General features: G+C 56.2%; 27 protein-coding genes. 1 reads left to right on the forward strand and 26 read right to left on the reverse strand.

The features are described 5' to 3' along the window. Window positions 1-19: 19 nt before the first annotated feature. The 4 genes from tam to ACI512_RS31850 all read right to left on the reverse strand — a co-directional run bounded on the left by tam (window position 20) and on the right by ACI512_RS31850 (window position 3,732). On the reverse strand, window positions 20-781 hold the full coding sequence (gene tam / locus ACI512_RS31835; protein WP_231808507.1) for a trans-aconitate 2-methyltransferase: 762 nt from the start codon (window positions 779-781) through the stop codon (window positions 20-22). A 106-nt stretch (window positions 782-887) separates the two neighbouring features. Then, on the reverse strand, window positions 888-1,646 hold the full coding sequence (locus ACI512_RS31840; RefSeq protein WP_236378410.1) for a DUF4365 domain-containing protein: 759 nt from the start codon (window positions 1,644-1,646) through the stop codon (window positions 888-890). Window positions 1,647-1,815: 169 nt separating this feature from the next. Further along, complete coding sequence (locus tag ACI512_RS31845) at window positions 1,816-2,328, reverse strand: single-stranded DNA-binding protein (RefSeq protein ID WP_236378411.1); 513 nt, start codon at window positions 2,326-2,328, stop codon at window positions 1,816-1,818. A 9-nt stretch (window positions 2,329-2,337) separates the two neighbouring features. Next, window positions 2,338-3,732: an MFS transporter gene (locus tag ACI512_RS31850; RefSeq protein ID WP_064052234.1), complete on the reverse strand. Its 1,395-nt coding sequence runs from the start codon at window positions 3,730-3,732 to the stop codon at window positions 2,338-2,340. Between the two features lie 178 nt (window positions 3,733-3,910). Between ACI512_RS31850 and uvrA the strand changes: the two genes are divergently transcribed. Further along, window positions 3,911-6,745, forward strand: coding sequence for an excinuclease ABC subunit UvrA (uvrA, locus tag ACI512_RS31855; RefSeq protein WP_015886132.1), 2,835 nt, complete (start codon window positions 3,911-3,913; stop codon window positions 6,743-6,745). A 65-nt stretch (window positions 6,746-6,810) separates the two neighbouring features. Here the strand turns inward: uvrA and bfr are convergent, their stop codons facing one another. From bfr to rplP, 22 genes are all read right to left on the reverse strand, one after another. After that, window positions 6,811-7,275 carry a bacterioferritin gene (gene bfr / locus ACI512_RS31860; protein WP_015886133.1) on the reverse strand — a complete coding sequence of 155 codons (465 nt, stop codon included), beginning with the start codon at window positions 7,273-7,275 and terminating at the stop codon, window positions 6,811-6,813. 155 nt (window positions 7,276-7,430) lie between these two features. Then, window positions 7,431-8,879, reverse strand: a complete 1,449-nt coding sequence (locus ACI512_RS31865) for a catalase (protein ID WP_236378413.1) — start codon at window positions 8,877-8,879, stop codon at window positions 7,431-7,433. 238 nt (window positions 8,880-9,117) lie between these two features. Beyond that, a complete protein-coding gene (rplQ, locus tag ACI512_RS31870; RefSeq protein ID WP_003176402.1) occupies window positions 9,118-9,504 on the reverse strand; it encodes a 50S ribosomal protein L17 in 387 nt (128 codons plus the stop codon). A 41-nt stretch (window positions 9,505-9,545) separates the two neighbouring features. Next, a complete protein-coding gene (locus ACI512_RS31875) occupies window positions 9,546-10,547 on the reverse strand; it encodes a DNA-directed RNA polymerase subunit alpha (RefSeq protein WP_003176403.1) in 1,002 nt (333 codons plus the stop codon). 22 nt (window positions 10,548-10,569) lie between these two features. Beyond that, window positions 10,570-11,190 (reverse strand): 30S ribosomal protein S4, encoded by a 621-nt coding sequence (gene rpsD, locus ACI512_RS31880; protein WP_003176404.1) that lies wholly within the window; start codon window positions 11,188-11,190, stop codon window positions 10,570-10,572. 18 nt (window positions 11,191-11,208) lie between these two features. Beyond that, window positions 11,209-11,598, reverse strand: a complete 390-nt coding sequence (gene rpsK, locus ACI512_RS31885; RefSeq protein ID WP_002555466.1) for a 30S ribosomal protein S11 — start codon at window positions 11,596-11,598, stop codon at window positions 11,209-11,211. 30 nt (window positions 11,599-11,628) lie between these two features. Next, the gene (gene rpsM, locus ACI512_RS31890) at window positions 11,629-11,985 is read right to left on the reverse strand and encodes a 30S ribosomal protein S13 (RefSeq protein WP_003210063.1); all 357 of its coding nucleotides are present in this window, start codon (window positions 11,983-11,985) and stop codon (window positions 11,629-11,631) included. A 129-nt stretch (window positions 11,986-12,114) separates the two neighbouring features. Continuing rightward, window positions 12,115-12,231 carry a 50S ribosomal protein L36 gene (gene rpmJ / locus ACI512_RS31895; RefSeq protein WP_002555468.1) on the reverse strand — a complete coding sequence of 39 codons (117 nt, stop codon included), beginning with the start codon at window positions 12,229-12,231 and terminating at the stop codon, window positions 12,115-12,117. A 28-nt stretch (window positions 12,232-12,259) separates the two neighbouring features. Next, the gene (secY, locus tag ACI512_RS31900; RefSeq protein ID WP_003176406.1) at window positions 12,260-13,588 is read right to left on the reverse strand and encodes a preprotein translocase subunit SecY; all 1,329 of its coding nucleotides are present in this window, start codon (window positions 13,586-13,588) and stop codon (window positions 12,260-12,262) included. Next, window positions 13,589-14,026, reverse strand: a complete 438-nt coding sequence (gene rplO / locus ACI512_RS31905) for a 50S ribosomal protein L15 (RefSeq protein WP_003176407.1) — start codon at window positions 14,024-14,026, stop codon at window positions 13,589-13,591. Between the two features lie 3 nt (window positions 14,027-14,029). Further along, complete coding sequence (rpmD, locus tag ACI512_RS31910; protein WP_003176408.1) at window positions 14,030-14,206, reverse strand: 50S ribosomal protein L30; 177 nt, start codon at window positions 14,204-14,206, stop codon at window positions 14,030-14,032. A 2-nt stretch (window positions 14,207-14,208) separates the two neighbouring features. After that, a complete protein-coding gene (gene rpsE / locus ACI512_RS31915) occupies window positions 14,209-14,709 on the reverse strand; it encodes a 30S ribosomal protein S5 (RefSeq protein WP_003176409.1) in 501 nt (166 codons plus the stop codon). Window positions 14,710-14,712: 3 nt separating this feature from the next. Further along, complete coding sequence (gene rplR, locus ACI512_RS31920) at window positions 14,713-15,063, reverse strand: 50S ribosomal protein L18 (protein WP_015886135.1); 351 nt, start codon at window positions 15,061-15,063, stop codon at window positions 14,713-14,715. A gap of 10 nt (window positions 15,064-15,073) precedes the next feature. After that, a complete protein-coding gene (gene rplF / locus ACI512_RS31925) occupies window positions 15,074-15,607 on the reverse strand; it encodes a 50S ribosomal protein L6 (protein ID WP_003176412.1) in 534 nt (177 codons plus the stop codon). 12 nt (window positions 15,608-15,619) lie between these two features. Beyond that, on the reverse strand, window positions 15,620-16,012 hold the full coding sequence (gene rpsH, locus ACI512_RS31930; RefSeq protein ID WP_010566853.1) for a 30S ribosomal protein S8: 393 nt from the start codon (window positions 16,010-16,012) through the stop codon (window positions 15,620-15,622). Between the two features lie 208 nt (window positions 16,013-16,220). Further along, the gene (rpsN, locus tag ACI512_RS31935) at window positions 16,221-16,526 is read right to left on the reverse strand and encodes a 30S ribosomal protein S14 (protein ID WP_003176414.1); all 306 of its coding nucleotides are present in this window, start codon (window positions 16,524-16,526) and stop codon (window positions 16,221-16,223) included. Between the two features lie 13 nt (window positions 16,527-16,539). Then, window positions 16,540-17,079 (reverse strand): 50S ribosomal protein L5, encoded by a 540-nt coding sequence (gene rplE, locus ACI512_RS31940; RefSeq protein WP_003176415.1) that lies wholly within the window; start codon window positions 17,077-17,079, stop codon window positions 16,540-16,542. A gap of 20 nt (window positions 17,080-17,099) precedes the next feature. Next, window positions 17,100-17,414 (reverse strand): 50S ribosomal protein L24, encoded by a 315-nt coding sequence (gene rplX, locus ACI512_RS31945; RefSeq protein ID WP_003176416.1) that lies wholly within the window; start codon window positions 17,412-17,414, stop codon window positions 17,100-17,102. An 11-nt stretch (window positions 17,415-17,425) separates the two neighbouring features. Continuing rightward, window positions 17,426-17,794 (reverse strand): 50S ribosomal protein L14, encoded by a 369-nt coding sequence (gene rplN, locus ACI512_RS31950; RefSeq protein WP_002555479.1) that lies wholly within the window; start codon window positions 17,792-17,794, stop codon window positions 17,426-17,428. A gap of 23 nt (window positions 17,795-17,817) precedes the next feature. After that, the gene (rpsQ, locus tag ACI512_RS31955) at window positions 17,818-18,084 is read right to left on the reverse strand and encodes a 30S ribosomal protein S17 (RefSeq protein ID WP_003176419.1); all 267 of its coding nucleotides are present in this window, start codon (window positions 18,082-18,084) and stop codon (window positions 17,818-17,820) included. Window positions 18,085-18,086: 2 nt separating this feature from the next. Beyond that, window positions 18,087-18,278 carry a 50S ribosomal protein L29 gene (gene rpmC, locus ACI512_RS31960; protein ID WP_002555481.1) on the reverse strand — a complete coding sequence of 64 codons (192 nt, stop codon included), beginning with the start codon at window positions 18,276-18,278 and terminating at the stop codon, window positions 18,087-18,089. Beyond that, window positions 18,278-18,691, reverse strand: a complete 414-nt coding sequence (gene rplP, locus ACI512_RS31965; protein ID WP_003176421.1) for a 50S ribosomal protein L16 — start codon at window positions 18,689-18,691, stop codon at window positions 18,278-18,280. Before rplP ends, rpmC begins: the two co-directional genes overlap by 1 nt. Window positions 18,692-18,701 lie beyond the last annotated feature (10 nt).

The raw sequence follows: 18,701 nt of genomic DNA on the forward strand, positions 1-18,701 counted from the left end.
ACCGCTTGCTCAGGGCATATCAGCGAGTCGCGATGATGAACAAGCGCGGGAATGGCAGCAGTACGGTGCCGTCAGCCAGCGCTGGGTAAGCCTGGGTGATCCGCGCTTTGTATGCCTGAAGAAAAGCGGCTTTTTCGTCGTCACTCAACGGCGCCAGGAATGGACGTAGGGCTGAGGCCTTGAACCATTCCACCACGGCGCCGTGGTCCGCCAGCGGGTGCTGGTAGGTGGTGCGCCACACATCGACGGTGCTGCAATGTGTGCTCAGCAGCTCGTAGTAGTAACTCGCGGTGTGGCGCTCATTGTGTTTGACCGCGCCGATTTTGGCAGACCATGGGCCATCGGCCGCGACTTCGCGGGCGAGACGGTGGGCGGGTTCATCAAGGTTGTCCGGGGTTTGCACCGCCAACGTACCGCCTTGCGTCAGGTGCTTGATCAGGTGCGGATACAGCGTGGCATGGTCCGGCAGCCATTGCAGGGACGCGTTGGCCAGGATCACATCGAAGGCTTGCGCGGGGTTCCAGGCACCGATATCCGCCAGCTCGAAGTTCAGCGCGGGCAGGCGTTTACGGGCGTCGACCAGCATGTCGTCGGAGCTGTCCATGCCGGTGACGTGCGCGTGCGGGAAGCGCGCGGCCAGCACCTCCGTGGAGTTGCCGGGACCGCAGCCCAAGTCCACGGCATGGCGCACTTCAGCATTCGGAATGGCCGCGACCAAGTCACGGACAGGACGGGTGCGCTGCTGTTCGAACATCGTGTACTGCTGGGCTGACCAGGTCATCACGGCTTTCCTTGTTTTTGAGGGTGGGCGACAGCCTAATTCTTGTGACCTGCAATGCACAAACGCCAGTGCCTGTTCATGCCGGCGGAAAGAGCATCGTCGCCAATCAAAGGTGAGCAACCTCCAGACGCCGCCCCATCACCTCTCCACGATCAAAGGCCGCTATGGCCTGATCGATTTCCTCCTGGCACTCAGGGAAAAATTCAATCACCCACTCACGAATTCTCTCGAGTAAACCTTCGTCTCGCTTTATTTCATTCCTCAAAAACACCGCGTACCCATAGGAAAGGGTTAACACTTCATCTGACGCAAAAAAACGTAACCACTTAACCATCGCCTCCACATCACCACCAAAATTCAACATCAGATCAAGGCACCTGATGAGCTGCGCCGACGCGTTGTGCAACGTGTAATCACCCATCGTTAAGCACGCCTGACAGTGTTCGCCGGCAATCTCCTCAAGCAATGCGAAGCCACTCTCATCCAGTTCCTCGGACTCATCCAGACTAATCGCGCCATGGTTTGCCCGATTGCGCTCGGCCAGCAGAAACCTGATCGTGCCGCTCTCCACTTCAACCACGAAAAGGAAGACCGGCAGTGGCGAAATAGAAAGGTAGTTTTCAGTACTTTGCTTGAGTTTCAGGGCTCGTACCTTCTTTCTGGAGCCTTTGACTTGAACCTTGAAGATGATCCCAGTCGCATGACCACGCTCGCTGAATACTTCAACCTCGCCGTCGATGCCATAGTCTTTATCTTTTTCCAGACGGCGATAAATCCAGCCCCTGGCCGTGATAGCCCGTTCTACCAGAGACTCAGCCAGAGTCCCTATGACGTGAGAAGCTGGACGTTTAGGTAATGCCCTCATTGCTAGCTATCCCCCTCCAAAAGTGGCTTACATCATGCGGCCCCTGCTGAGGTCTACAGCGTGGCCAGCCATGTGATCTTTACTTTCTCGCAGGCAAAGAAAAAGCCCCGGAGGCTTATGCACCGGGGCTTTCAGGGTAAAACTCTACATCAAGTCTCTGAGCCGTATCCTAGAACGGGATATCGTCATCAAAACTGTCGAAATCCGGAGCCGGTTGCGGAGCGGCCTGTTGTGGCGCTGGACGCGACTCACGTTGTGGCTGCTGGCTTGGCTGTGGACGCGACTGCTGTGGACGCGGTGCCGAGTTGGTGCCGCCCTGGCCCTGTTGGTCGCCCTGTGGACGGCCGCCCAGCAGTTGCATGGTGCCTTGCATGTCGACCACGATTTCGGTGGTGTAACGCTTGATGCCGTCTTTTTCCCACTCGCGGGTTTGCAGTTTGCCTTCGATGTAGACCTGCGAACCTTTACGCAGGTATTCACCGGCGATCTCTGCAACCTTGCCGAACATCGACACACGGTGCCATTCGGTTTTCTCGACCTTCTGGCCGCTCTGCTTGTCGGTCCACTGCTCGCTGGTCGCCAGACTCAGGTTGGTCACGGCGTTACCGTTAGGCAAGTAGCGAACTTCGGGATCCTGGCCGCACGTACCGACCAATATGACTTTGTTAACCCCACGGGCCATAACGTTCTCCTAGGCTGGGCGCGCTGTCGGCACTGGGTTGACCAGTTGCTCGAGCGTCGCGCGATCCAATAATTCGGTGTCCAATTTGATGTAAATGGCCGCCTCTTCTGCGACCACAACTGCATCTGTTACCCCTACGACGGCCTTCAGGCGCTCTACCAGGCCGCTTTCACGGATCGCCTCAGGCGATAGCGGCAGACGCAGACTTGTGACGTAGGGAGGTTCGCGCATGGTAACAGCAAAGGCGAGCCAAAGTGCAGCCAGCCCGGCGCATCCGAGGAAGACAACCGACAAACCGCCATGCTGGAACATCCAGCCCCCCATGATGCCGCCCAGTGCCGAACCCAGGAACTGGCTGGTGGAGTACACCCCCATGGCCGTGCCTTTGCCGCCCGCCGGTGAAACCTTACTGATCAGCGAAGGCAATGACGCCTCCAGCAGGTTGAACGCGGTGAAGAACACCACCGTGCCGATTACCAGCGCCCGTAGGCTGTCGCCGAACTGCCAGAAGAATAGCTCAGTGAGCATCAGCGTCGCGACGGCGCCGAGCAGAACTCGTTTCATTTTGCGTTTTTTCTCGCCATAGATGATGAACGGGATCATGGCGAAGAACGAAATCAGCAGCGCTGTGAGGTAGACCCACCAGTGCTGTTCCTTGGGCAGGCCGGCTTTTTCCACCAGTGCCAGGGGCAGCGCGACAAAGCTGCACATCAGCATCGCGTGCAACACGAAGATACCTAAATCCAGGCGCAACAGGTCGGGATGCTTGAGCGTCGGCAACAGTACCTTGCGGGCCACACCCGACTCACGGTGCTGCAACGTCCCGGTGGAACGCGGCACCATAAAGGCCACGATCACAATACCGAACAGCGCCATGCCGCCGGTGGCCAGGAACAGCCCGTGCAGTCCGAACGCGCGGGTCAGCAAGGGGCCGACCACCATGGCTACGGCAAATGACAGGCCGATGGTCATGCCGATCATGGCCATGGCTTTGGTGCGGTGTTGTTCGCGAGTCAGGTCCGACAACAGCGCCATGACCGCCGCGGAGATCGCGCCGGCGCCTTGCAGGATACGACCGGCGATCACGCCCCAGATCGAATCTGATTGGGCTGCGAGCACACTGCCGAGGGCAAACACGATCAGCCCTAGGTAGATCACCGGGCGACGGCCAATGCGGTCGGAAATGATCCCGAACGGAATCTGAAAAATCGCCTGGGTCAGGCCATAGGCGCCAATCGCCAGGCCGATCAATGCGGGGGTCGCGCCTGCGAGATCCATTCCATAGGTCGCCAGCACCGGCAACACCATAAACATGCCCAGCATACGGAAGGCGAACACCAGGGCCAGACCGCTTGCCGCTCGGGTCTCGCCGCTACTCATGCGTTCGCTGTGGGGATCGTGCATGGAAAAACCTCGTGTGAACCGGCGGCGATTCTACCAGTCCCATCGATTGAGAGGGTATATGCGGCGCTTTGCCGCGCAGCTTTCATCTAAGGCTGCAAGCGGCCTTTTGACAGTGTATATTCATCCAGTCTTTAGCCGTATACTCCGGCATTATTTACGCCCGCCGTGCGAGGCCATCTTGGACAAGATCCTGATTCGTGGGGCTAGAACCCACAACCTGAAGAATATCGACCTGACCCTACCCCGGGACAAACTGATCGTCATCACCGGCTTGTCCGGCTCCGGCAAATCGTCCCTGGCGTTCGACACGCTGTATGCCGAAGGCCAACGTCGCTATGTGGAATCGCTGTCGGCCTACGCCCGCCAGTTCCTGTCGATGATGGAAAAACCCGACGTCGACACCATTGAAGGCCTGTCGCCGGCGATCTCCATCGAGCAGAAGTCGACTTCCCATAACCCGCGCTCCACCGTGGGCACCATTACCGAGATCTATGACTACCTGCGCCTGCTGTATGCGCGCGTAGGTATCCCGCGTTGCCCCGACCATGACATTCCCCTGGAAGCCCAGACCGTCAGCCAGATGGTGGACCTGGTGCTGGCCCAGCCGGAAGGCGCCAAGCTGATGCTGCTGGCACCGGTGATCCGTGAGCGCAAGGGCGAACACCTTTCCGTCTTCGAAGAGCTGCGTGCGCAAGGTTTTGTGCGCGCGCGGATCAACGGCAAGCTGTATGAGCTGGACGAAGCGCCGAAACTCGACAAACAGAAGAAACACTCGATTGATGTAGTCGTCGACCGCTTCAAAGTGCGCGCCGACCTGCAGCAGCGCCTGGCGGAATCTTTCGAAACCGCGTTGAAGCTGGCCGACGGCATTGCCCTGGTGGCGCCGATGGATGACGAGCCGGGCGAAGAGATCATCTTCTCCGCGCGCTTTGCCTGCCCTATCTGCGGCCACGCCATCAGCGAGCTGGAACCCAAGCTGTTTTCCTTCAACAACCCGGCTGGCGCCTGCCCGACCTGTGATGGCCTGGGGGTGAAGCAATTCTTTGACATCAAGCGCCTGGTCAACGGTGACCTGACGCTGGCGGAGGGGGCGATTCGCGGCTGGGACAGGCGCAACGTCTATTACTTCCAGATGCTCGGGTCGTTGGCGTCGCACTATAAATTCAGCCTGGAAGTGCCCTTCAACCAACTGCCGGCGGACCAGCAGAAGGTCATTCTCCACGGCAGCGGTTCACAGAATGTCGACTTCAAGTACCTGAACGACCGTGGCGATATCGTCAAGCGCTCACACCCGTTCGAAGGTATCGTGCCGAACCTCGAGCGTCGCTACCGTGAGACCGAGTCGGCGAGCGTACGCGAAGAGTTGGCGAAATTCCTCAGCACCCAGCCTTGCCCGGATTGCCGCGGTACTCGCCTGCGCCGTGAAGCCCGGCATGTTTGGGTGGGCGAGAAAACCTTGCCGGCGGTGACCAACCTGCCGATTGGTGATGCCTGCGAGTACTTCGGTGTGCTCAAGCTGACGGGCCGCCGTGGGGAAATCGCCGATAAGATTCTCAAGGAAATCCGTGAGCGGCTACAGTTCCTAGTCAACGTTGGCCTGGATTACCTGTCGCTGGATCGCAGTGCCGATACCTTGTCCGGCGGTGAAGCCCAGCGGATTCGCCTGGCCAGCCAGATTGGTGCCGGCCTTGTGGGCGTCTTGTACATCCTTGATGAACCGTCGATCGGCCTGCACCAGCGTGACAATGATCGCCTGCTGGGCACGCTGAAACACCTGCGGGATATCGGCAACACGGTAATTGTGGTCGAGCACGATGAAGACGCGATCCGCCTGGCGGATTACGTCGTCGACATTGGCCCGGGCGCTGGCGTGCATGGCGGGCATATTGTCGCCGAGGGCACGCCCGCCGAAGTCATGGCTCATCCGGATTCACTGACCGGCAAATACCTTTCCGGCCGTGTGAAGATCGCAGTGCCGGCAAAACGTACACCGCGCAACAAGAAGCTGGCGCTGCACCTCAAGGGCGCGCGTGGCAACAACTTGCGCAATGTCGACCTGGAGATTCCACTGGGTCTGCTGACCTGCGTGACCGGTGTTTCCGGCTCGGGCAAATCGACGCTGATCAATAACACGCTGTTCCCCTTGAGTGCCACCGCCCTGAATGGCGCGACCACCCTGGAAGCGGCTGCCCACGACAGCATCAAAGGCCTGGAACACCTGGATAAGGTGGTCGATATCGATCAGAGCCCGATTGGCCGCACGCCGCGCTCCAACCCGGCGACCTACACCGGGTTGTTCACGCCTATTCGTGAGCTGTTTGCTGGCGTGCCGGAGTCCCGCTCAAGGGGTTACGGGCCTGGCAGGTTCTCGTTCAACGTCAAAGGCGGTCGCTGTGAAGCCTGCCAGGGCGATGGCTTGATCAAGGTGGAGATGCACTTCCTGCCGGACATCTACGTGCCGTGCGATGTATGCAAGAGCAAGCGCTACAACCGCGAAACCCTGGAGATCAAGTACAAGGGCAAGAGCATCCACGAAACCTTGGAAATGACCATCGAGGAAGCACGGGTGTTCTTTGATGCGGTCCCGGCGTTGGCGCGCAAGCTGCAGACACTGATGGACGTGGGTTTGTCGTATATCAAGCTGGGCCAATCGGCGACTACGCTGTCAGGTGGTGAGGCGCAGCGGGTCAAGCTGTCTCGCGAGCTGTCCAAGCGCGATACCGGTAAGACCCTGTATATCCTCGATGAGCCGACCACCGGCCTGCACTTCGCGGATATCCAGCAACTGCTGGACGTGTTGCACCGCCTGCGCGACCACGGCAATACCGTGGTGGTGATCGAGCACAACCTTGATGTGATCAAGACCGCGGATTGGCTGGTCGACCTGGGGCCGGAAGGCGGCTCCAAGGGTGGCCAGATCATCGCCGTTGGCACACCGGAGCAGGTCTCCGAAATGCCGCAGTCGCACACCGGTTACTACTTGAAACCGTTGTTGGCACGCGACCGGGCCTGAGTTATTCAGGCCCAATAAAAAGCCCCTGTCACTTTGCAGTGACAGGGGCTTTTTTATAGCCGGAATCAGAACTGCGATTGCAGATAATTCTCCAGGCCCACCAGCTTGATCAGGCCCAGCTGCTTTTCAAGCCAGTAGGTATGATCTTCTTCGGTGTCATTCAACTGCACCCGCAGAATTTCCCGAGTGACATAGTCGTTGTGCTGCTCGCAGAGCTCGATACCCTTGCAGAGCGCGGCACGGACCTTGTACTCGAGGCGCAGGTCGGCAGCGAGCATGTCAGGTACCGTGGTGCCCACATCCAGATCATCGGGACGCATACGCGGCGTGCCTTCGAGCATGAGGATACGGCGCATCAGTGCGTCGGCGTGCTGTGCCTCTTCTTCCATCTCGTGGTTGATACGCTCGTAGAGCTCGGTAAAGCCCCAGTCTTCGTACATGCGCGAGTGGATGAAATATTGGTCACGAGCAGCCAGTTCGCCCGTCAGCAACGTGTTGAGGTAATCGATTACGTCGGGGTGACCTTGCATCGCCCTACATCTCCCTGCTTGAAAGTCTGTAGTTTGAACCATGATGACTTGAAGGTCACGGGACCAACGGCAGAAAAGTGAACATTTCCGGAGAAAAGTAGCTGAAATAACGCAAAAACCGCCCAAATGAGGGCGGTTCTGCTTATCGTTTAGAGTTAGTTAAGCGATACACCCAGTGCAGATGCGACCCCTTCTCCATAAGCAGGATCTGCCTTGAAGAAGTACTGCAACTGACGCTGAACAACGTCGCTGGAAACGCCCGCCATGGCGCCGGCAATGTTGCTGATCAGCAGGGCTTTCTGCTCATCATTCATCAGGCGGAACAACGCACCCGCGTGGCTGTAGTAATCGCTGTCTTCGCGATGATCATAACGATCCGCCGCGCCACTCAGTGCCAATGCCGGCTCGGCATACTGCGGAGCCTGCTTCGGTGCATCGGCGTAGCTATTTGGCTCGTAATTTGGAGCCGCACCGCCATTGCTGCCGAATGCCATCGAACCATCACGCTGGTAGCTGTTAACCGGGCTGCGTGGCGCGTTCACCGGCAGGTGCTGGTGGTTGGTGCCGACACGGTAGCGGTGGGCATCAGCGTAAGCGAACACACGACCTTGCAGCATGCGGTCCGGCGACAAACCAACGCCTGGAACCATGTTGCTTGGACCGAAAGCAGCCTGCTCAACCTCAGCGAAGTAGTTAAGCGGGTTACGGTTCAGCTCCAGCTCACCGACTTCGATCAATGGGAACTCTTTCTGCGACCAGGTCTTGGTCACGTCGAAAGGGTTCTCGTAGTGAGCGCCGGCCTGGGCTTCAGTCATGATCTGGATGCACACACGCCATTTCGGGAAATCACCGCGCTCGATAGCGCCAAACAGATCGCGTTGGGCGTAATCAGGGTCGGTACCGGCCAAGCGTGCAGCGTCAGCAGGCGACAGGTTCTTGATACCTTGCTTGGTCTTGTAGTGCCATTTGACCCAGTGACGCTCGCCCTTGGCGTTGATCAGGCTGTAGGTGTGGCTACCGAAGCCGTGCATGTGACGGTAGCCGTCCGGGATACCACGGTCCGAAAACAGGATGGTGACCTGGTGCAACGCCTCAGGGGAGTGCGACCAGAAGTCCCACATCATCTGCGCACTTTTCAGGTTGCTTTGCGGCAGGCGCTTTTGGGTGTGGATGAAGTCAGGAAACTTCAATGGGTCACGAATGAAGAACACAGGGGTGTTGTTACCCACGATGTCCCAGTTGCCCTCTTCGGTATAGAACTTCAGGGCGAAACCACGAGGGTCACGCTCGGTGTCAGCCGAACCGCGCTCACCGCCCACAGTGGAAAACCGCAGGAACGTCGGCGTTTGTTTGCCGATGGACTCAAACAGCTTGGCGCTGGTGTATTGCGTGATGTCTTGTGTGACCGTGAAGGTGCCATAGGCGCCCGAACCCTTGGCATGTACACGACGCTCAGGAATGTTTTCACGGTTGAAGTGGGCAAGCTTCTCGATCAGGTGAAAATCGTCGAGCAGCAACGGGCCACGCGGGCCGGCGGAACGGGAATTCTGATTGTCCGCAACGGGAGCTCCGCTGGCGGTAGTAAGGATTTTATTCTGGCTCATGCTCAATTTCCCTCAGGTCGGACTTGGAACTGCCGGCTAATCGGCTTGGAGGGAGTATTGATCATCAATATGACGCCTACAAATTCATTAAATTGTAGTCCCCGATAGAAAATAACTACCAATATACCCAAGCCTAATAGTGCCGAGCATAGCTCGAGTAAGCTTGTACAAATCGCGCTTTTATTACGCGCACAAAAAACCGGGCACTAGGCCCGGTTCTTCGTTACAGCTTGTCGTCTTACTCGGCGCTTACAGCTTCGCCGGCAGTAGCACGATCAACCAACTCGACGTACGCCATAGGCGCGTTGTCGCCAGCGCGGAAACCGCACTTGAGGATGCGCAGGTAGCCACCCTCACGGGTAGCGTAACGCTTGCCCAGGTCGTTGAAGAGCTTACCAACGATAGCTTTCGAACGAGTACGGTCGAAAGCCAGACGGCGGTTAGCCAGGCTGTCTGTCTTGGCCAAAGTGATCAGCGGCTCAGCAACGCGACGCAGTTCTTTAGCTTTCGGCAGTGTAGTTTTGATCAGCTCGTGCTCGAACAGCGACACCGCCATGTTTTGGAACATGGCCTTGCGGTGCGAGCTGGTACGGCTCAGGTGACGACCACTTTTACGATGACGCATGGTTCATTCCTTACCAAACTCACGTTCGGTGATTACGACGATCAGGCAGTCGCCTTGTCGTCCTTCTTAAGACTTGCAGGCGGCCAGTTGTCGAGGCGCATGCCGAGGGACAGACCGCGGGAGGCCAGAACGTCCTTGATTTCAGTCAAGGATTTCTTGCCCAGGTTCGGAGTCTTCAACAGTTCTACTTCGGTACGCTGAATCAGGTCACCGATGTAGTAAATGTTTTCCGCCTTAAGGCAGTTAGCCGAACGTACAGTCAGTTCCAGATCGTCAACCGGGCGAAGCAGGATCGGATCGATCTCGTCTTCCTGCTCGATTACCACTGGTTCGCTGTCACCTTTGAGGTCGACGAACGCAGCCAACTGCTGTTGCAGGATGGTTGCAGCGCGACGGATAGCCTCTTCAGGGTCCAGAGTACCGTTGGTTTCCAGATCAATAACCAGCTTGTCCAGGTTAGTACGCTGCTCGACACGGGCGTTTTCCACCACGTATGCGATACGGCGAACCGGGCTGAACGAAGAGTCAAGCTGCAAGCGACCAATGCTGCGGCTTTCGTCTTCATCGCTCTGACGCGAGTCGGCCGGTTCATAACCACGACCACGAGCTACGGTGAGCTTCATGTTCAGGGCGCCGTTAGACGCCAGGTTAGCGATTACGTGATCGGGGTTAACGATCTCGACATCATGATCCAGCTGAATATCGGCAGCGGTAACCACCCCCGAACCCTTCTTCGACAAGGTCAGCGTAACTTCGTCACGGCCGTGCAGCTTGATAGCCAGACCTTTAAGGTTCAACAGGATTTCAATTACGTCTTCCTGTACACCTTCGATGGCGCTGTACTCGTGGAGCACACCGTCAATCTCGGCCTCGACTACTGCACAGCCGGGCATTGAGGACAACAGGATGCGGCGCAGCGCGTTGCCCAGGGTGTGGCCAAAACCACGCTCGAGAGGCTCGAGAGTAATTTTGGCGCGGGTTGGACTGACAACCTGCACATCAATGTGGCGGGGTGTCAGGAACTCATTTACCGAAATCTGCATGGATGCACCTATTTTCTAGCCCTTACTTGGAGTAGAGCTCGACAATCAGGCTTTCGTTGATGTCGGCGGACAGATCACTGCGAGCAGGAACGTTCTTGAAAACGCCCGACTTCTTCTCAGTGTCTACTTCTACCCATTCTACGCGGCCACGTTGGGCACACAGATCGAGAGCTTGGACAATGCGAAGTTGGTTTTTTGCTTTCTCGCGGACTGCGACCACGTCACCAGCACGAACCTGGTAGGACGGAACGTTTACGGTCTGACCGTTAACGCTGATCGATTTGTGCGATACCAGCTGACGGGATTCGGCACGAGTCGAACCAAAGCCCATACGGTATACAACGTTGTCCAGACGGCATTCGAGCAGTTGCAGCAGGTTTTCACCGGTTGCACCTTTCTTGCCAGCAGCTTCTTTGTAGTAGCCGCTGAACTGACGCTCGAGAACGCCGTAGATACGACGGACCTTCTGCTTTTCACGCAGTTGGGTGCCGTAATCGGACTGGCGACCGCGGCGTTGGCCGTGGATACCAGGTGCTGCTTCAATGTTGCACTTCGATTCGATCGCGCGCACGCCGCTCTTCAAGAAGAGATCGGTGCCTTCACGACGAGCGAGTTTGCATTTTGGACCAATGTAACGAGCCATTCTTTACAATCTCCTGGATTACACGCGGCGCTTCTTCGGCGGACGGCACCCGTTGTGCGGGATTGGCGTCACGTCGGTGATGCTGGCGATCTTATAGCCACAGCCGTTCAAAGCACGGACAGCAGACTCACGACCTGGACCTGGACCTTTGACGTTAACGTCGAGGTTTTTCAGGCCGTATTCCAGCGCAGCTTGACCAGCACGTTCAGCAGCTACTTGAGCAGCAAACGGGGTGGACTTGCGGGAACCGCGGAAACCCGAACCACCGGAGGTAGCCCAAGAAAGCGCGTTACCTTGACGGTCGGTGATGGTCACGATGGTGTTGTTAAAAGATGCATGGATGTGGGCGATGCCATCAACCACTGTCTTTTTAACTTTTTTACGAGGACGAGCAGCAGGTTTTGCCATGATAATTTTCCTGTCGATTCGCGTGGGCGATTACTTGCGGATCGGCTTACGCGGACCTTTACGGGTACGCGCGTTAGTCTTGGTACGCTGACCGCGTACTGGAAGACCACGACGATGACGCAGACCACGGTAGCAACCGAGGTCCATCAAACGCTTGATTTTCATGTTGATTTCGCGACGCAGGTCACCTTCAGTGGTGAACTTCGCCACTTCGCCACGCAACAGCTCAATCTGCTCGTCGCTCAGATCTTTGATCTTTGCGGCTGGGTTTACCCCAGTATCTGCGCAAATTTTCTGCGCAGTAGTGCGACCAACACCATAGATGTAGGTCAGCGAGATAACAGTGTGCTTGTTATCTGGAATGTTAACGCCTGCAATACGGGCCATTCAGTGGGACTCCAATTGACAGCTACCTACGCCCCGGAAGCCAAGAAATAGGGCGCGAGATAATATCGCTGTAATAACAAATAATCAACCCGGCAGCGCACTAGCTGCCGGGCTTCAAGCGGATCACACTCAGCCTTGGCGCTGTTTGTGACGCGGTTCCGCGCTGCAAATTACTCGAACAACACCTTCGCGGCGAATAATCTTGCAGTTACGGCACAGCTTTTTCACCGATGCACGAACTTTCATCACCAACTCCTCGAACCTTATGGGGTACTCAGCGCAACATGCCGCTGCCGTAGCCCTTCAGGTTGGCTTTCTTCATCAGGGATTCGTACTGGTGCGAAACGAGGTGCGATTGTACTTGGGACATGAAGTCCATCACAACCACGACCACGATCAGCAACGAGGTCCCGCCAAGGTAGAACGGAACGTTTGCTGCAACCACCAGGAACTGGGGAAGCAAGCACACGGCCGTCATATATAGAGCACCGAACAGGGTCAAACGAGTCAGAACGCCATCAATGTAGCGCGCAGACTGCTCACCTGGACGGATGCCCGGAATAAAGGCACCGGACTTCTTCAGGTTTTCCGCTACGTCTTTCGGATTGAACATCAACGCCGTATAGAAGAAGCAGAAGAAAATAATCCCTGCACTAAACAGCAGAATATTCAACGGCTGACCAGGAGCGATCGACTGAGAGAGGTCCTGCAGCCAGCCCATATTTTCAGACTGACCAAACCAGGTACCCAACGAAGCCGGAAACAGCAAAATGCTGCTCGCGAAAATTGCCGGAATAACACCGGCCATATTCACTTTCAGCGGCAAGTGGCTGGTCTGCGCAGCAAAGACCTTACGGCCCTGCTGACGCTTGGCGTAGTGAACAGCAATACGACGCTGGCCACGCTCAATGAACACCACAAAACCGATAATCGCTACTGCCAGCAAACCGATGGCAACCAGGGCGAAAATATTGATATCACCCTGACGCGCAGACTCGAAAGACTGCCCGATTGCTCTCGGAAGACCGGCGACGATACCTGCGAAAATCAACATCGAGATACCGTTACCAACACCACGCTCAGTAATCTGCTCACCCAGCCACATCATGAACATCGCACCAGCCACAAACGTGGATACCGCGACGAAATGGAAGCCAAAGTCACCAGTGAACGCAACACCCTGCCCGGCCAAGCCAACGGACATGCCGATAGCTTGAACCAGGGCGAGGATGACAGTGCCGTAGCGGGTGTACTGGCTAATCTTGCGACGGCCAGCTTCACCTTCCTTCTTCAACTGCTCCAGCTGCGGGCTGACGGCGGTCATCAGTTGCATGATGATCGATGCCGAGATGTACGGCATGATCCCCAGTGCAAAGATGCTCATCCGTTCCAGCGCGCCGCCGGAAAACATGTTGAACAAGCTAAGAATGGTCCCCTCATTCTGTCGAAACAGGTCTGCGAGTCGGTCCGGGTTGATACCTGGAACCGGGATGTGTGCGCCTATTCGGTAGACGATAATCGCCAGGAACAGAAAACGCAGACGAGCCCAAAGTTCAGACATACCGCCTTTGCCGAGCGCTGAGAGAGCACCTTGCTTAGCCATTTATTCCTCGAACTTGCCGCCAGCTGCTTCGATAGCCGAACGCGCACCTTTGGTGGCGCCGATTCCCTTGCCGATAGTGACAGCGCGAGTCACTTCACCGGACAGCATGATTTTCACACGCTGTACGTTGACGTTGATCACGTTGGCATCTTTCAGGGTCTGCACAGTAACGATGTCGCCTTCCACTTTAGCCAGCTCGGACAGACGCACTTCTGCGCGATCCATAGCTTTCAGGGATACGAAACCGAACTTAGGCAGGCGACGATGCAGCGGCTGTTGACCGCCTTCAAAGCCTGGAGCGATGGTGCCACCGGAGCGGGAGGTTTGACCTTTGTGGCCACGGCCACCAGTCTTACCCAAACCGCTACCGATACCACGGCCCGGACGATGCTTTTCGCGACGGGAACCCGGCGCTGGACTCAGATCATTGAGTTTCATCGATTAACCCTCTACACGCAGCATGTAGTAAGCCTTGTTGATCATCCCGCGATTCTCGGGAGTATCCTGGACTTCTACAGTGTGACCGATGCGACGCAGACCCAAACCTTTAACGCACAGTTTGTGGTTAGGGATGCGGCCGGTCATGCTTTTGATCAGCGTTACTTTAACGGTAGCCATGATCAGAAGATCTCCTTGACAGTCAGACCACGCTTGGCAGCGATGGACTCAGGAGATTGCATAGCTTTCAAACCTTTGAAAGTGGCGTGAACCACGTTTACCGGGTTAGTCGAGCCGTAGCACTTGGCCAGAACGTTCTGAACACCAGCCACTTCGAGGACAGCACGCATAGCGCCGCCAGCGATGATACCGGTACCTTCAGAAGCAGGCTGCATGTACACCTTGGAAGCGCCATGGGCGGATTTCATTGCGTACTGCAGAGTGGTGCCGTTCAGATCAACTTGGATCATGTTGCGACGAGCAGCTTCCATTGCCTTCTGGATCGCAGCAGGCACTTCACGTGACTTGCCACGGCCGAAGCCAACACGCCCTTTACCATCACCTACCACGGTCAACGCGGTGAAAGTGAAGATACGGCCGCCTTTAACGGTTTTGGCTACGCGGTTAACTTGAACCAGCTTCTCAATGTAGCCTTCGTCGCGCTTTTGGTCGTTATTTGACATAACTTAGAACTCCAGCCCAGCTTCACGAGCAGCATCAGCCAGCGCTTTCACGCGACCGTGGTACTTGAAGCCAGAGCGGTCGAAAGCCACTTGCGAGACGCCGGCGGCCTTAGCACGCGTAGCGACCAGCTGGCCAACCTTTGTGGCCGCGTCGATGTTGCCAGTGGCACCATCACGCAGTTCTTTATCCAAAGTCGAGGCGCTTGCCAGGACTTTGTTGCCGTCGGCCGAGATGACCTGGGCGTAGATGTGCTGCGACGAGCGATACACGCAGAGACGCACGACTTCGAGTTCGTGCATTTTCAGGCGTGCTTTGCGAGCGCGACGCAGTCGAGTAACTTTTTTGTCGGTCATTTGCTATGCCCTACTTCTTCTTGGCTTCTTTACGACGGACGACTTCGTCCGCGTAGCGCACACCTTTGCCTTTGTACGGCTCTGGTGGACGGAAGTCGCGGATCTCAGCGGCCACCTGACCTACCAGCTGCTTATCGATGCCCTTGATCAGGATATCGGTTTGGCTAGGGGTCTCAGCGGTGATGCCTTCCGGCAGTTCGTAATCCACTGGGTGCGAGAAGCCAAGGGCCAGGTTCAAAACCGTGCCTTTTGCTTGCGCTTTGTAACCAACACCGACCAGCTGGAGCTTACGCTCGAAGCCTTGGCTTACGCCTTGGACCATGTTGTTTACCAACGCACGCGTGGTACCGGCCATTGCGCGAGTTTGTTGATCGCCATTGCGAGCAGCGAAACGCAGCTCACCAGCTTCTTCAACGATCTCAACGGACGAATGGATGTTCAGTTCAAGAGTACCCTTGGCACCCTTCACCGAAAGCTGTTGGCCTGCGAATTTGACTTCGACACCGGCTGGCAGCTTAACGGGGTTCTTAGCGACGCGTGACATGCTTATCCCCCCTTAGAACACAGTGCAAAGAACTTCGCCGCCGACACCGGCAGCGCGCGCAGCACGATCCGTCATCACACCTTTGTTGGTGGAGACGATAGACACACCCAGACCGCCACGAACTTTCGGCAGATCTTCGGCGGACTTGTACTGACGCAGGCCTGGACGGCTAACGCGCTTCACTTCCTCGATGACCGAACGGCCTTCGAAGTACTTCAGCTCGATGGACAGCAGTGGCTTGGTTTCGCTGCTGATCTGATAACCCGCAATGTAGCCTTCGTCTTTCAGGACTTTGGCAACAGCTACCTTCAACTTGGAAGATGGCATGCTTACGACGGACTTTTCAGCCATCTGGGCATTACGGATACGAGTTAGCATGTCCGCTAACGGGTCCTGCATACTCATGGGCTAGACGCTCCTAATACAAAAAAATTAGCCTTGCGGCTACATATGTCGCCGAGAATCTCCGAGCGTAAAAAACACGGGCTCAGGCGAGCCGCGTATTTTAGACACACTACGGAAATGAAACAAGCCCCAAAAGGGGCTTGTTCCAGATTCAAGGTCACCGGCGGTCAGTATCTTGCGACTCAGACCACCCGGACGTTGAAAGTACTTACCAGCTGGCTTTAACCAGACCTGGTACGTCACCACGCATTGCCGCTTCACGCAGTTTGTTACGGCCGAGGCCGAACTTGCGGTAAACGCCGTGTGGACGACCGGTCAGGCGGCAGCGGTTACGCATGCGCGAAGCGCTTGCGTCACGTGGCTGCTTCTGCAGGGCAACTGTAGCTTCCCAACGCGCTTCTGGACTTGCGTTCAGATCAACGATGATTGCTTTCAGTGCTGCACGCTTCTTGGCGTACTTGGCAACCGTGAGCTGACGCTTCAGCTCGCGGTTTTTCATGCTCATCTTGGCCATGGTCCTACTCCAATCAGTTGCGGAACGGGAATTTGAAAGCACGCAGCAGGGCGCGACCTTCATCATCGTTCTTGGCAGTGGTGGTCAGGGTGATGTCCAGACCGCGGAGAGCATCGATCTTGTCGTAGTCGATTTCCGGGAAGATGATCTGCTCTTTCACGCCCATGCTGTAGTTACCACGACCATCGAAGGACTTGGCATTCAGGCCGCGGAAGTCGCGAACCCGAGGCAGGGAGATCGACAGCAGACGATCCAGGAATTCGTACATACGCTCACGGCGCAGAGTCACTTTGACGCCGATCGGCCAACCTTCACGGACTTTAAAGCCAGCGATGGATTTCCGAGCGTAAGTCACAACGACTTTTTGACCGGTGATCTTTTCCAGGTCAGCTACAGCGTGTTCGATGACTTTTTTGTCGCCGACCGCTTCGCCAAGACCCATGTTCAGGGTGATTTTGGTAACGCGTGGAACTTCCATCACGTTCGAAAGCTTAAGTTCTTCCTTAAGTTTCGGTGCGATTTCTTTCCAGTAAATCTCTTTTAGTCGTGCCATGGTCTTCTACCTAGCAGTGTTCAAGCATCAACCGCTTTTTGGGTCGACTTGAAGACACGAATTTTCTTGCCATCTTCTACTTTGAAACCAACGCGGTCAGCCTTGTTGGTTTCGCCGTTGAAAATGGCGACGTTAGAAGCGTCCAGTGGAGCTTCTTTTTCGACGATACCGCCTTGTACGCCCGACATCGGGTTAGGCTTGGTATGACGCTTAACCAGGTTCAGACCACCGATAACCAGACGGTTATTAGCGAGAACCTTAAGCACCTTACCGCGCTTACCTTTGTCTTTGCCGGCGATCACGATGATCTCGTCGTCACGACGAATCTTTTGCATGTCGGATCTCCTTACAGCACTTCTGGGGCGAGCGAGACGATCTTCATGAACTTCTCAGTACGAAGTTCACGGGTCACTGGCCCAAAGATACGGGTGCCGATCGGCTCTTGCTTGTTGTTCAGAAGAACAGCAGCGTTGCCATCAAAGCGGATAATGGAGCCATCAGCACGGCGTACACCGTGACGAGTGCGGACTACAACAGCAGTCATCACTTGGCCCTTTTTCACTTTACCGCGAGGAATTGCTTCCTTCACGGTAACTTTGATGATGTCACCGATACCAGCGTAACGACGATGGGAGCCACCCAGCACCTTGATGCACATAACGCGGCGAGCGCCGCTGTTATCGGCCACATCGAGCATGGATTGAGTCTGAATCATATAATTTCTCCGACCCCTAGTCCTTAGACTTCCACAGCGCGTTCGAGAACATCAACCAGCGCCCAAGACTTGGTCTTGGCCAGCGGACGAGTTTCACGAATAGTGACTTTGTCGCCGATGTGGCACTGGTTGGTTTCGTCGTGCGCGTGCAGCTTAGTCGAACGCTTAACATATTTACCGTAGATCGGGTGCTTAACGCGACGCTCGATCAAAACGGTGATGGTTTTGTCCATCTTGTCGCTGACAACACGGCCAGTCAGCGTACGGACAGTCTTTTCGGCTTCAGCCATGATCACTTACCTGCCTGCTGGTTGAGCACAGTCTTCACGCGAGCAATGTCACGCTTAACTTGCGAGAGCAGATGAGACTGCCCCAACTGGCCAGTTGCTTTCTGCATACGCAGATTGAACTGGTCGCGCAGCAGGCCGAGCAGTTGCTCGTTCAGCTGCTGTGCGGATTTTTCACGAAGTTCATTCGCTTTCATCACATCACCGTCCGTTTAACAAAGGAGGTGGCGAGCGGCAGCTTTGCAGCAGCCAGGGCGAAAGCCTCACGCGCCAGCTCTTCAGAAACACCCTCGATTTCATACAGGACTTTACCTGGCTGAATCTGGGCTACCCAGTATTCCACGTTACCCTTACCTTTACCCATCCGAACCTCGAGAGGTTTTTTGGAGATCGGCTTGTCCGGGAATACACGGATCCAGATCTTGCCGCCACGTTTTACGTGACGGGTCAGAGCACGACGCGCTGACTCGATCTGACGAGCGGTGAGACGACCACGAGCTACAGACTTCAGCGCGAACTCGCCGAAGCTGACTTTGCTACCGCGCTGAGCCAGACCACGGTTGTGGCCTGTCATCTGCTTGCGGAACTTCGTACGCTTAGGTTGCAACATTTGGCGTACC

The organism is Pseudomonas petroselini, assembly GCF_045037875.1.
Classification (GTDB): Bacteria; Pseudomonadota; Gammaproteobacteria; order Pseudomonadales; family Pseudomonadaceae; genus Aquipseudomonas; species Aquipseudomonas petroselini.

What these genes read in the sequence shown, in the direction of transcription:
- rpsD (WP_003176404.1), bottom strand. Translation starts at nt 11,190, where the DNA reads ATGGCTCGTTACATTGGTCCAAAATGCAAACTCGCTCGTCGTGAAGGC.
- rplO (WP_003176407.1), bottom strand. Translation starts at nt 14,026, where the DNA reads ATGAAACTCAATGATCTGAGTCCAGCGCCGGGTTCCCGTCGCGAAAAG.
- ACI512_RS31875 (WP_003176403.1), bottom strand. Translation starts at nt 10,547, where the DNA reads ATGCAGATTTCGGTAAATGAGTTCCTGACACCCCGCCACATTGATGTG.
- ACI512_RS31850 (WP_064052234.1), bottom strand. Translation starts at nt 3,732, where the DNA reads ATGCACGATCCCCACAGCGAACGCATGAGTAGCGGCGAGACCCGAGCG.
- rpsK (WP_002555466.1), bottom strand. Translation starts at nt 11,598, where the DNA reads ATGGCAAAACCTGCTGCTCGTCCTCGTAAAAAAGTTAAAAAGACAGTG.
- rplR (WP_015886135.1), bottom strand. Translation starts at nt 15,063, where the DNA reads ATGACCGACAAAAAAGTTACTCGACTGCGTCGCGCTCGCAAAGCACGC.
- secY (WP_003176406.1), bottom strand. Translation starts at nt 13,588, where the DNA reads ATGGCTAAGCAAGGTGCTCTCTCAGCGCTCGGCAAAGGCGGTATGTCT.
- rpsQ (WP_003176419.1), bottom strand. Translation starts at nt 18,084, where the DNA reads ATGGCTGAAGCCGAAAAGACTGTCCGTACGCTGACTGGCCGTGTTGTC.
- rpsN (WP_003176414.1), bottom strand. Translation starts at nt 16,526, where the DNA reads ATGGCCAAGATGAGCATGAAAAACCGCGAGCTGAAGCGTCAGCTCACG.
- rpsM (WP_003210063.1), bottom strand. Translation starts at nt 11,985, where the DNA reads ATGGCCCGTATTGCAGGCGTTAACATTCCAGATAACAAGCACACTGTT.
- rplF (WP_003176412.1), bottom strand. Translation starts at nt 15,607, where the DNA reads ATGTCACGCGTCGCTAAGAACCCCGTTAAGCTGCCAGCCGGTGTCGAA.
- rpsH (WP_010566853.1), bottom strand. Translation starts at nt 16,012, where the DNA reads ATGAGTATGCAGGACCCGTTAGCGGACATGCTAACTCGTATCCGTAAT.
- rplQ (WP_003176402.1), bottom strand. Translation starts at nt 9,504, where the DNA reads ATGCGTCATCGTAAAAGTGGTCGTCACCTGAGCCGTACCAGCTCGCAC.
- rpsE (WP_003176409.1), bottom strand. Translation starts at nt 14,709, where the DNA reads ATGTCAAATAACGACCAAAAGCGCGACGAAGGCTACATTGAGAAGCTG.
- rplN (WP_002555479.1), bottom strand. Translation starts at nt 17,794, where the DNA reads ATGATTCAGACTCAATCCATGCTCGATGTGGCCGATAACAGCGGCGCT.
- rpmC (WP_002555481.1), bottom strand. Translation starts at nt 18,278, where the DNA reads ATGAAAGCGAATGAACTTCGTGAAAAATCCGCACAGCAGCTGAACGAG.
- rplP (WP_003176421.1), bottom strand. Translation starts at nt 18,691, where the DNA reads ATGTTGCAACCTAAGCGTACGAAGTTCCGCAAGCAGATGACAGGCCAC.
- bfr (WP_015886133.1), bottom strand. Translation starts at nt 7,275, where the DNA reads ATGCAAGGTCACCCCGACGTAATCGATTACCTCAACACGTTGCTGACG.
- ACI512_RS31840 (WP_236378410.1), bottom strand. Translation starts at nt 1,646, where the DNA reads ATGAGGGCATTACCTAAACGTCCAGCTTCTCACGTCATAGGGACTCTG.
- rpmJ (WP_002555468.1), bottom strand. Translation starts at nt 12,231, where the DNA reads ATGAAAGTTCGTGCATCGGTGAAAAAGCTGTGCCGTAACTGCAAGATT.
- rplX (WP_003176416.1), bottom strand. Translation starts at nt 17,414, where the DNA reads ATGCAAAAGATTCGTCGTGACGACGAGATCATCGTGATCGCCGGCAAA.
- ACI512_RS31865 (WP_236378413.1), bottom strand. Translation starts at nt 8,879, where the DNA reads ATGAGCCAGAATAAAATCCTTACTACCGCCAGCGGAGCTCCCGTTGCG.
- rpmD (WP_003176408.1), bottom strand. Translation starts at nt 14,206, where the DNA reads ATGGCTACCGTTAAAGTAACGCTGATCAAAAGCATGACCGGCCGCATC.
- ACI512_RS31845 (WP_236378411.1), bottom strand. Translation starts at nt 2,328, where the DNA reads ATGGCCCGTGGGGTTAACAAAGTCATATTGGTCGGTACGTGCGGCCAG.
- tam (WP_231808507.1), bottom strand. Translation starts at nt 781, where the DNA reads ATGACCTGGTCAGCCCAGCAGTACACGATGTTCGAACAGCAGCGCACC.
- rplE (WP_003176415.1), bottom strand. Translation starts at nt 17,079, where the DNA reads ATGGCACGACTAAAAGAGATTTACTGGAAAGAAATCGCACCGAAACTT.